Annotated in this window: 10 protein-coding genes; 7 read left to right on the top strand and 3 right to left on the bottom strand. The window is 62.3% G+C overall.

The features are described from left to right. Positions 1-600: 600 nt before the first annotated feature. The 3 genes from NCS00_RS19855 to pqqA all read right to left on the bottom strand — a co-directional run bounded on the left by NCS00_RS19855 (position 601) and on the right by pqqA (position 2048). Complete coding sequence (locus NCS00_RS19855) at positions 601-1290, bottom strand: (5-formylfuran-3-yl)methyl phosphate synthase (RefSeq protein ID WP_175983317.1); 690 nt, start codon at positions 1288-1290, stop codon at positions 601-603. A 36-nt stretch (positions 1291-1326) separates the two neighbouring features. Beyond that, positions 1327-1893 (bottom strand): DUF447 domain-containing protein, encoded by a 567-nt coding sequence (locus NCS00_RS19850; protein ID WP_008354334.1) that lies wholly within the window; start codon positions 1891-1893, stop codon positions 1327-1329. Between the two features lie 80 nt (positions 1894-1973). Further along, complete coding sequence (pqqA, locus tag NCS00_RS19845) at positions 1974-2048, bottom strand: pyrroloquinoline quinone precursor peptide PqqA (RefSeq protein ID WP_008354335.1); 75 nt, start codon at positions 2046-2048, stop codon at positions 1974-1976. A gap of 392 nt (positions 2049-2440) precedes the next feature. Here pqqA and NCS00_RS19840 point away from each other — a divergent pair, with 392 nt between their 5' ends. The 7 genes from NCS00_RS19840 to fba all read left to right on the top strand — a co-directional run bounded on the left by NCS00_RS19840 (position 2441) and on the right by fba (position 11160). Further along, positions 2441-3934: a form I ribulose bisphosphate carboxylase large subunit gene (locus NCS00_RS19840; protein WP_250440792.1), complete on the top strand. Its 1494-nt coding sequence runs from the start codon at positions 2441-2443 to the stop codon at positions 3932-3934. Positions 3935-4630: 696 nt separating this feature from the next. Next, positions 4631-5047, top strand: a complete 417-nt coding sequence (locus tag NCS00_RS19835; protein ID WP_008354337.1) for a ribulose bisphosphate carboxylase small subunit — start codon at positions 4631-4633, stop codon at positions 5045-5047. 15 nt (positions 5048-5062) lie between these two features. After that, the gene (gene cbbX, locus NCS00_RS19830) at positions 5063-5983 is read left to right on the top strand and encodes a CbbX protein (RefSeq protein WP_008354338.1); all 921 of its coding nucleotides are present in this window, start codon (positions 5063-5065) and stop codon (positions 5981-5983) included. Positions 5984-5999: 16 nt separating this feature from the next. Continuing rightward, entirely contained in the window at positions 6000-7094 is a 1095-nt protein-coding gene (locus NCS00_RS19825) for a class 1 fructose-bisphosphatase (RefSeq protein ID WP_008354339.1), read from the top strand. Positions 7095-7143: 49 nt separating this feature from the next. Beyond that, positions 7144-8016, top strand: coding sequence for a phosphoribulokinase (locus NCS00_RS19820; RefSeq protein WP_175982833.1), 873 nt, complete (start codon positions 7144-7146; stop codon positions 8014-8016). 35 nt (positions 8017-8051) lie between these two features. Further along, positions 8052-10094, top strand: coding sequence for a transketolase (gene tkt, locus NCS00_RS19815; protein WP_250440791.1), 2043 nt, complete (start codon positions 8052-8054; stop codon positions 10092-10094). A 28-nt stretch (positions 10095-10122) separates the two neighbouring features. Next, positions 10123-11160, top strand: a complete 1038-nt coding sequence (gene fba / locus NCS00_RS19810) for a class II fructose-bisphosphate aldolase (protein ID WP_008354342.1) — start codon at positions 10123-10125, stop codon at positions 11158-11160. Positions 11161-11312: the final 152 nt, after the last annotated feature.

The following is an 11312-nucleotide window of genomic DNA, read 5'->3' as shown; positions in this document are numbered from 1 at the left end:
GGACGCCAGATTCAATATACAAGTAACCAAAGAAAGCAGCTTCCGATACGCCCGCGGTCACACGCAATTTGGGTAGTCCTCTCGTCCATCGTGGGCTGCCTAACGAGTGCCCTCATAGGCCCCATCGGGCTTGGCTCGCGCACGGTCTGTCACATCGCACCACACAACAAACTGGTTCAGCACCACATAGCTCCGGCCCGCTTCGCGGCCGACCGGTCAATCGGGTCCGCGCGTGCTTCGCTACTAACGTCTCAATCTCGCTGCACTTGCCGCACGTTGGTTTCCCTTGCATACCGGGCGGCAGCGCGTAGCGCTGTGCCGAAGCTCTTTCGTGCTGAACCAGTGTCCTCAGCGTTTTCGGGCGGCGGACCGTGTGCGAGCCAAGCCCGATTAGGTGTTTGAGGGCACTCTTTAGGCGAGTGCCGCCTGTGACGAGAGGACTACCCAAATTGCGTGTGACCGCGGGCGTATCGGAAGCTGCTTTCTTTGCTTACTTTCTTTGCAGCAGCAAAGAAAGTGAGTGCCGCCCCGCACAGGGGCAACGCTAATAGACCGACGCGAAACCGGGATCCGGCGAAAAAGCCCCCGAATAACAAACGCTCAGCGAGCAAGACGCAAAGCCCGAACCCACTTCTCGACGCGAAGCGGATCAAGCCTCCCAGTACGTCCATCGCGCTCATCGCAAAGAGCCCCACGAAACCCGGCAATATCCGGCGCGAGCAAACGAATCCTGTCGAGATCGTCCCAACGCAGAGACCCGGCGACGGCAATCATCGTCCCCCGCTTGCGCGCATCGCCGATGCAGGAAGCAAGCGCCCCCACATCGACGCAATCGAACAACGTGCGCCCGTCCTTGCTCGCCGTATCGAACACGATGCCCACAAAACCCAGTTGCGCCGCAAGCGCGGCCAGTTCGCGATCCACGCCATCGTCGGATAACAACACCGGCACGACAGCCGCCGGCAAGCTCGCCAGATGCCGCAAGCACGCAAAAGCGCCCGCCCCGGGCGACACCCCGACCTTCACATAATCGACGCCCGTAGCCGCGACATCGAGCACGCGCGCGGTCATCTCGTCGAGCGCATCGTTGGGCAAATCGCCGATCGTCGCGCTGATCGGCCGCACCGCATACCGCGCACGCAACGCCCCCACGATACGCGCGATATCGCCGATCGCAACAGCGCCCAGCGCGCCCGCGCCCGGCTCCTTCAGGTCGATCAGTTCGGCGCCGGCGTCCGCCGCATCGAAGGCTTCGTCGGCCGAGCGGACGCTCGCGAGCAATGCGGTCATCGTCGAAACTCCAGAGGGATGGCTAAGGAAAACGCGTCAGCTCACAGCCTTCGCGCGATGCGCCTCGATCGCCTGCAAAAGCCATTGCCAGGCCTCGCGCTCGGCGTCGCCCGCAGTCTTGTCGATGGCGATCCGCAAATACGCCACCTCGCTATCCACCTTTTCAGGCGGCAACATGAACAGCCGGCTCACGAGAATCGCGCCTTCGACAACCGCCGCCTGCGCGCGATTGAAGCCCGGAAACGGCGCATGCGTCTCGCGATGCACACATTCCATGCGCAACGTCGGGCGCGCTTCGTCATCGAGAAGTTCGGCGAGACGCAGCTCGATATGCGCGAGCGTCGATGCGAGCCGCACGCTTGGCACCGTGCTCGCGGCAACCGTCGGCCAGTCGCGCGCAATGCCCGTCACGCAGCCCGCGAACACGCGCACGTCCGTCGTCAGATTGATGACGGCGCTCTTCGTCGCGATGACGTTATCGAGCGTCGTCGACGGACGGAACGGCGCAAGAATCGCGAGGCCCTCTTCGAAGCGCACGCCCATCGGCGCGATATGCGGCCGGCCATCGCGATCCGCGGTCGTGACGATGGTCTCGTAAATCATGATGGTCGGCGAAAGTATTCGTAGCCGCACGAAAGAGCCGCCATCGCTTCGATGCGGCTTCGTGCGGGTTCGGTCCGCGTTTAGCGGGTGGCGATATACATCGTGATTTCAAAACCAAAACGCATATCGGTGAAGCTCGGCGTGGTCCATTGCATGGGCGTTCCTCCAGATGAGTCGGGTTGATGCCTCGATACCGCTTCGATGATTTGCCGATGCGGACGAATCCGCCAGGCGGCCGGGAGGGGGCCGGCCCTTCGACGATGCAAGCGCCATGCCAATGACATGAAGCGGATGCCGAAGAGCGCGGCTCGCTCATGATGCGCGCCGACTGTGACGAAATCAGAACACAGTGTCCCATTGCTTCGTTCATAAACGCATCAGGGCTATTCCCGACTAAGGCATCGCTTAAGCCCGGGCAAGTAATTCGTGAATTCCTTTCTGTGCGACGCGTGCTTACTCTGCAATGACAGCAGGGCGCGGTTCACAAGCGGCGATCGCTTCGAGCAGCACCGCGACGCCACTCTCATCTCACTGTCGAGGAAACGGAATGAACGACTTCAGCAAGGCCGCCGTCGAGGCGGTGCGCAATCCGTCCGATCCGCGCTCGCGCTATGCGGCCGGCGTCATGAAGTATCGCGAGATGGGCTACTGGCAGCCCGATTACACGCCGAAGGACACCGACGTCGTCGCGCTCTTTCGCATCACGCCGCAAGCGGGTGTCGAGCCGGAGGAAGCGGCTGCGGCCGTGGCGGGCGAGTCGTCGACGGCGACATGGACGGTCGTGTGGACCGACCGTCTCACTGCATGCGACATGTACCGCGCGAAGGCGTATCGCGTCGAACCGGTGCCGAATGCGCGCGCCGACGAGCCGCAGTACTTCGCTTACATCGCGTACGAACTCGATCTTTTCGAAGAGGGATCGGTCGCGAACCTGACGGCGTCGATCATCGGCAATGTGTTCGGCTTCAAGCCGTTGAAGGCGCTGCGGCTCGAAGACATGCGTATTCCCGTTGCGTATCTGAAGACGTTTCAGGGACCGCCGACGGGCATCGTCGTCGAACGCGAGCGGCTCGATAAATACGGACGTCCGCTGCTCGGTGCGACCGTGAAGCCGAAGCTCGGCTTGTCGGGAAAGAACTATGGGCGCGTCGTGTACGAAGGCTTGAAAGGCGGGCTCGATTTTCTGAAGGACGACGAGAACATCAATTCGCAGGCGTTCATGCACTGGCGCGATCGTTACCTCTTCGCGATGGAAGCGGTGAGCCGCGCGCAAGCCGAGACCGGCGAAGTGAAGGGTCACTATCTGAACGTGACGGCCGGCACGATGGAAGACATGTACGAGCGCGCGGAATTCGCGAAGGAACTCGGGTCGTGCATCGTGATGATCGATCTCGTGATCGGCTGGACCGCTATTCAGTCGATGTCGAAGTGGGCGCGTCGCAACGACATGATTCTGCATCTGCATCGCGCGGGACATGGGACTTATACGCGGCAGCGCAATCATGGCATCTCGTTTCGCGTGATCGCGAAGTGGCTGCGGATGGCGGGCGTCGATCATGCTCATGCGGGCACTGCCGTCGGCAAGCTGGAAGGCGATCCGTTGTCGGTGCAGGGCTATTACAACGTGTGCCGCGAGGCGCGCAATGAGCCTGATCTGTCGCGAGGGATTTTCTTCGATCAACCGTGGGCGGGGTTGCGCAAGGTGATGCCGGTGGCATCGGGCGGGATTCACGCAGGGCAGATGCATCAGTTGCTCGATCTCTTTGGGGATGACTGCATTCTGCAATTCGGCGGCGGGACGATTGGACATCCGCAAGGGATTCAGGCCGGGGCGACGGCCAATCGCGTCGCGCTCGAAGCCATGGTGAAAGCGCGGAATGAAGGGCGGGATATTGCTCGTGAAGGCCCCGATATTCTTGAAACCGCCGCGCGGAGGTGTACGCCGTTGCAGCAGGCGCTCGATACCTGGCGCGATGTCACTTTCAATTATGCGTCGACGGATACGCCGGATTTTGCTGTTACTGCTACGGCGGGGGTTTAAGAGGTTTGTTGTTGTTGTTGTTGTTGTCGCCGGATCCCGTTTTCGTGTCGGTCTATTAGCACTGCCCCTGTGCGGGGCGGCAGTCACTTTCTTTGCTGCTGCAAAGAAAGTAACCAAAGAAAGCAGCTTTTCAGGCCCGCGGTCACACGCACGTTGGGTAGTCCTCTCGTCACAGGCGGCACTCGCCTAAAGAGTGCCCTCAAACACCTAATCGGGCTTGGATCGCGCACGGTCTGCCGCCCGAAGGTGTTGAGGACACTGGTTCAGCACGAAACAGCTTCGGCACAGCGCTACGCGCTGCCGCCGGGTCCGCAAGGAAAACCAAAGGGCGGCGATTGCAGTGAGATGGAGACGTTAGTAGAGAAGCACATGCATCCCCGATGGACCGGTCGGCCGCGAAGCGGGCCGGAGCTATTTGGTGCTGAACCCGTTCGGTGTGTGGTGCGATGTGGCAGACCGTGCGCGATCCAAGCCCGATGGGGCCTATGAGGGCACTCTTTAGGCAGCCCACGATGGACGAGAGGACTACCCAAATTGCGTGTGACCGCGGGCGTATCGGAAGCTGCTTTCTTTGGTTACTTTCTTTGCAGCAGCAAAGAAAGTGACTGCCGCCCCGCACAGGGGCAACGCTAATAGACCGCCGCGAACACAGGATTTCATAGAAGAAGCCGAATCTCCAAACATAAGGAACCCGAAATGAACATCACCCAAGGAACATTCTCCTTCCTGCCACCATTAACCGACGAAGAAATATCCGCACAGATCAATTACGCGTTAGAGCAAGGCTGGGCCTGCTCGGTGGAATACACCGACGATCCCCATCCAAGGAATACGTATTGGGAAATGTGGGGCCTCCCCATGTTCGACCTCCACGATGCCGCCGGCGTGCTGATGGAAGTGAACGAATGCCGCAAGACGTATCCGAACCACTACATCAAGGTGAACGCCTTCGACTCGGTCCGCGGATTCGAAACGATGCGCCTCTCGTTCATGGTGAATCGCCCAGCGGAAGAACGAGGCTTCCGACTCGAACGCCAGGACGACAGAAGCCGCATCCAGCGCTATGCGATCCGCACCTACGCAACCGATCGCCCGAGCGGCGAGCGTTATTGATGAGGAACACCGACCATGAACGCCGAAGCCACGCTCGAAGAAGCGCCGCAAGCGAAAGCGATGCACGCCGACCTGATGGCGCTCTATCGCGAATCGCGCATCGGCGAAGTACTGGCGGAACTGGACCGCGATCTCATCGGCCTCGCGCCGGTCAAGACGCGCATCCGCGAGATCGCCGCCCATCTGCTCGTGGAGCGCGCCCGCGAGACACTCGGTATCGCATCGGGTGCGCCCACGCTGCACATGTGCTTCTCGGGCAATCCCGGAACCGGCAAGACCACGGTTGCGCTGCGCATGGCGCAAGTGCTGCATCGCCTGGGCTATATCCGCCGCAATCATCTCGTCTCGGTGACACGCGACGATCTCGTCGGCCAGTACATCGGCCATACCGCGCCCAAAACGCGCGAAGTGCTCAAGCGTGCGATGGGCGGCGTGCTCTTCATCGACGAGGCCTATTACCTGTATCGCCCGGAAAACGAACGCGACTACGGACAGGAAGCCATTGAAATCCTGCTGCAAACGATGGAGAACCAGCGCGACGACCTCGTCGTGATCCTCGCGGGATACGAGTCGCGCATGGAGACGTTCTTTCATAGCAACCCGGGCTTTCGTTCGCGCATCGCGCATCACCTCGTATTTCCGGACTACGCGCCCGGCGAGCTTCTGCAAATCGCCGAGCACATGCTGAGCGACATGCACTACCGCTTCGACGACGCCGCGCGATGCGCCTTCGAAGACTATCTCGCGCATCGCATCAGACAGCCGAACTTCGCCAACGCGCGTTCGGTGCGCAATGCGCTGGATCGCGCGCGACTGCGTCAGGCGAACCGGCTGTTCGCCGCGGCTGAAAGCGGCAACGGTGTCGCCGATGCCAACGCGCTGATGCAACTCGACGCCAGCGATATCCGCGCGAGCCGCGTGTTCACCGATTCATAACTCGAAGGAGAACGCGATGCAGGATGGACGCACGACCTTATCGAAGTTCCTGATCGACACGCTCGACCGCAAGCCCGGACCCGAGGCGGCGAGCGGACTCTCCGCGCTGTTGATCGACGTGGCCGCATCGATCAAGACGATCGCGGCCGCATTGACGCGCGGCGCGTTGAGCGGACAGCACGGCTCGGCACAATCGATCAATACGCATGGCGAGGAACAAAAGAAGCTCGACCTCGTGACCAACGATATCTTCCTGCAGCATTGCGAATGGGACGGTCTGCTCGCGGGCATGGTGTCGGAAGAAATGGACGACGTCTACGCGATTCCCGAGCCGTATCCGCGCGGCGAGTATCTGCTCGCGTTCGATCCGCTCGATGGCTCGTCCAACATCGATATCAACGGCGTAGTCGGATCGATCTTCTCGGTGTTGAGGCGCGCGAGCGACGAAAGCGACGCGCCCAACGATGCAGCGTTTCTGCGTCCGGGCCGCGAGCAGGTTGCGGCAGGCTATGCGATCTACGGCCCGTCGACGATGCTCGTGCTCTCCGTCGGCAATGGCACGCACGGCTTCACGCTCGAACGCGATGTCGGCAACTTCGTGCTCACGCATTCCGATATTCGCATTCCCGAGGATTCGTGCGAGTTCGCGATCAACGCATCGAACGAGCGCTTCTGGGAACCCCCCGTGCGCCGCTACGTGCAGGAATGCAAGGACGGCCGCACCGGATGCCGCGCGCAGGACTTCAACATGCGCTGGATCGCATCGATGGTCGCGGAAGTGCATCGCATCCTCATGCGCGGCGGCGTGTTCATGTATCCGCGCGACTTCAAGACGCCAGCGATGGAAGGCCGCCTGCGTCTCCTGTATGAAGCCAGCCCGATGAGCTTTCTCGTCGAGCAGGCGGGCGGGCTGTCGATCACCGGGCGCGAACGCATTCTCGATGTCGAGCCGAAAGCGCTGCATCAACGCGTGCCCGTGATACTCGGCTCACGCAACGAAGTCGACCGCATTCAGCGCTATCACGGCGAATACGATCGCGGCGAGGACAAGCCGTTCACGTCGCCCTTGTTCAAGGAGCGCTCGCTGTTCCTGCCGGAAACGGAAGCCTGATCCCGCATCTGAAACGGCGCTCATCGATTACATTCAGGGAGACAAGCGCATGTCAGTCAAACATCCGATCGTTGCAGTGACCGGTTCGAGCGGCGCCGGCACCACCACCGTCATGAAGAGTTTCACGCATATCTTCAGGCGCGAAAAAATCAACGCGCAGATCGTCGAAGGCGATGCGTTCCATCGATACGATCGCCTCGGCATGCGCGAAGCGATGAAGCAGAGCGAACGCGACGGTCTCGTCAACTTCAGCCACTTCGGGCCGGAAGCGAATCTGCTGCTTGAACTCGAAACGCTGTTCGATACCTACGGCGAAACCGGCGGCGGCAAGTTTCGCCACTACGTGCACGATGAAGGCGAAGCCGTGCATTACAAGCAGGAAGCGGGCACCTTCACGCCATGGGAAGACGTCACGCCCGGCACGGACATGATGTTCTACGAAGGCCTGCATGGCGCAGCCGTCACCGACAAGGTCGATATCGCGCGTCATGCGGACTTGCTCGTCGGCGTGGTGCCGATCATCAATCTCGAATGGATTCAGAAGCTGCATCGCGATCAGACGATGCGCGGATACTCGCATGAAGCCGTCGTCGATACGATCCTGCGCCGCATGCCCGATTACGTGAACTACATCTGCCCGCAATTCTCGCGCACGCATGTGAATTTCCAGCGCGTGCCGACCGTGGATACGTCGAACCCGTTCACGTCGCGCGAGATTCCGCAGCCCGACGAGAGCTTCGTCGTGATCCGCTTCGCGAAGCCGAAGGGCATCGACTTTCCGTATCTGTTGACGATGCTGCACGACTCGTTCATGTCGCGGCCGAATGTGATCGTCGTGCCCGGCGGCAAGATGGGTCTCGCGATGCAGCTCATCTTCACGCCGATGATCCTGCAGCTACGCGACCGGCGCGCGCGCGCATGAAAGGTTTCTCATCATCGCATCCAAGGAGGCATCACATGAATGCCGTCGCTGAAGCATTGCCCCGACTTCATCGCTCACCCGACACGCGGCAGATGGCGAACGCGTTGCGCATGCTCGCCGTCGATGCCGTGAGCCAGGCCAACTCCGGTCATCCCGGCATGCCGATGGGCATGGCGGAGATCGCGGTCGCGTTATGGGGACGTCATCTGAAACATAATCCCGCCGATCCCGACTGGCCCGATCGCGACCGCTTCGTGCTGTCGAACGGGCACGGCTCGATGCTGCTCTATGCGTTGCTGCATCTGAGCGGCTATGACTTGTCCATCGACGAGATCAAGCGCTTCCGGCAGATGGGCAGCAAGACGCCCGGACATCCGGAATTCGGCGTGACGCCCGGCGTCGAAACGACGACCGGACCGCTCGGGCAAGGGCTGACGAACGCAGTCGGCATGGCGCTTGCCGAAGCCTTGCTCGCGCGCGAGTTCAATCGGCCGGGGCATGAGATCGTCGACCATCGCACGTATGTTTTCGCGGGCGATGGCTGTCTGATGGAAGGCGTGTCGCACGAAGCGGCGTCGCTTGCGGGCACGTTGCGGCTGAACAAGCTCACCGTGCTTTACGACGACAACGGCATTTCCATCGATGGCCACGTCGACGGCTGGTTCACCGACGATACGCCGAAGCGCTTCGAATCGTACGGCTGGCATGTCGTGCGCGCGGTGGACGGCCACGATGTCGACGACGTATCGCATGCGTTGCAGCTCGCGCGCGAGTCGGACCGGCCGACGCTGATCTGCTGCAAGACGGTGATCGGCCTCGGCGCGCCGAAGATGGCCGGCACGCACGATGTGCACGGCGCGCCGCTTCCCGCCGACGAAGTGGAAGCGACGCGGCACGCGCTTGGCTGGATGCATCCGCCGTTCGAGATCCCATCGCCGATACGCGCGCTGTGGGACGCGCGCGAGGCGGGCGCGGCGGCACAGGACGACTGGAATCGTCGCTTCGGTGCGTATCGCCGCGTGTTTCCGGGCGAGGCCGCCGAATTCGAGCGGCGCGTGCGCGGCGCGTTGCCCGCGAACTGGCGCGACACGGCGCATACGCTCGTGCGCGATGCGGATCGCGCGCGACAGAGCATCGCGACCCGCAAGGCGTCGCAACTCGCGATCGAAGGACTGGCGCGCGCGTTGCCCGAATTGCTCGGCGGTTCGGCCGACCTGACCGGCTCGAATCTCACGCGCTGGAAGGACGCGGTCGATGTAAGCGCCGCGCCGGAGAAGGGCAACTACATCCACTTCGGCGTGCGCGAGTTCGGCATGAGCGCGGTGCTGAACGGCGTTGCGCTGCATCGCGGGTATCTGCCGTTCGGCGGCACGTTTCTGACGTTCTCCGACTATTCGCGCAATGCGCTGCGCATGGCCGCGCTGATGAAGACGCGAACGGTGTTCGTTTTCACGCACGATTCCATCGGACTCGGCGAGGATGGCCCGACGCATCAGCCGATCGAACACGCCGCGACGCTGCGCATGATTCCGGGCCTCGACGTGTGGCGTCCGTGCGATACGGTCGAGACGATGCAGGCGTGGATCGGCGCGATCGAGCGCGACCGGCCTTCGTGTCTGCTGTTGTCGCGGCAGAATTTGCCGTTCGTGCCGCGCGACGAAGCGCAGATCGACGGCATCGAGCGCGGCGGCTACGTGCTCGCCGACTGGCCTTCGACTTGCGAGCGCGATGCGCGCCGCGTCGTGTTGATCGCGACCGGCTCGGAAGTCGCGCTTGCGCTCGCCGCCGTCGAGCCGCTGAAGAAAGAGGGCATTCTCGCGCGCGTCGTGTCGATGCCTTCGACGACCGTGTTCGATCGCCAGTGCAACGCGTGGCGCGAACGCGTGCTGCCCGAAGGCGTGCCGCGTGTCGCGATCGAAGCGGGCGTCACGGCGTTCTGGCGGCAGTACGTCGGGCTGAATGGCGGCGTGATCGGCATCGATCGCTTCGGTGAATCGGCGCCCGCCAGCGAACTGTTCGCGCACTTCGGCGTGACGACCGATGCGCTCGTCGACGAAGCGCGCCGCGTGGCCGCATGATTTTCGCGTTTTGCATGGAGACATCACGATGGCTTTCATCGCATTGAGGCAGTTGCTGGATCACGCGGCGGAGCACGGTTACGGCGTGCCCGCGTTCAACGTCAACAACATGGAGCAGGTCCACGCGATCATGCAGGCGGCCGAGGCGACGAGAAGCCCGGTCATCCTGCAGGCGTCGGCGGGCGCGCGCAAGTATGCGGGCGAGCCGTATCTGCGGCATCTGGTGTTGGCGGCGGTCGAGGCGCATCCGGATATTCCGGTGGTGCTGCATCAGGATCACGGCGCGAGCCCGTCGGTTTGCCAGCAGGCGATTCGTTCGGGCTTCACCTCCGTGATGATGGACGGCTCGCTCATGCCCGATCAGAAAACGCCCGCGGAATACGACTACAACGTGGACGTGAGCCGGCGCGTCGTCGAGGCGGCGCATTCGGTGGGCGTGTCGGTGGAGGGCGAGCTGGGTTGTCTCGGATCGCTGGAGACGGGGCGCGCCGGCGACGAGGACGGCGTCGGCGCACAAGGCGCGCTGAGTCACGATCGCCTGCTGACCGATCCCGACGAAGCGCGCGCGTTCGTCGAGGCGACGGGCATCGATGCGCTCGCGATCGCCATCGGCACGTCGCACGGCGCTTACAAGTTCAGCCGCCAGCCAACCGGCGATATTCTCGCGATCGATCGCATCGCCGAGATTCACGCGCGCATTCCGGATACGCATCTCGTGATGCACGGTTCGTCGTCAGTGCCGCAGGAATGGCTCGCGATCATCCGCGAGCATGGCGGTGAGATTCCGGCGACGTTCGGCGTGCCCGTCGATGAAATTCGGCGCGGCATCGCGAACGGCGTGCGCAAGGTGAACATCGATACGGATATCCGGCTCGCGATGACCGGCGCGATGCGGCGCGCGATGGCGTCGGCGAAGTCGGAGTTCGATCCGAGGCATGCGCTGAAGGCGGCGACGGCGGCGGCGCGGGATTTATGCGTCGAGCGGTTCGAGGCGTTCGGCTGCGCGGGACACGCGGATCGCATCAGGCCGATGGGACTCGAGGCGATGGCGAAGCGGTATCACTGAGAGGAGCGCCGCTCGGTGAGACGGGCGGCTTCAGGCAGATCCTTCTGCGCTTCTTCGACACTGAAAATATACTCATGTCCTCGGATAGTTAAGGAGAACTTCGATGCTATCCGAGTGCAATCGCCCCACCAATATGCCAAACCGCCAATCGA

Origin of the sequence: Caballeronia sp. AZ1_KS37 (assembly GCF_023631165.1) — a bacterium.
Classification (GTDB): Bacteria; Pseudomonadota; Gammaproteobacteria; order Burkholderiales; family Burkholderiaceae; genus Caballeronia; species Caballeronia zhejiangensis.
The sequence above is the reverse complement of the archived record's forward strand: the minus strand, read 5'-3'. Positions and strand labels throughout refer to the sequence as shown.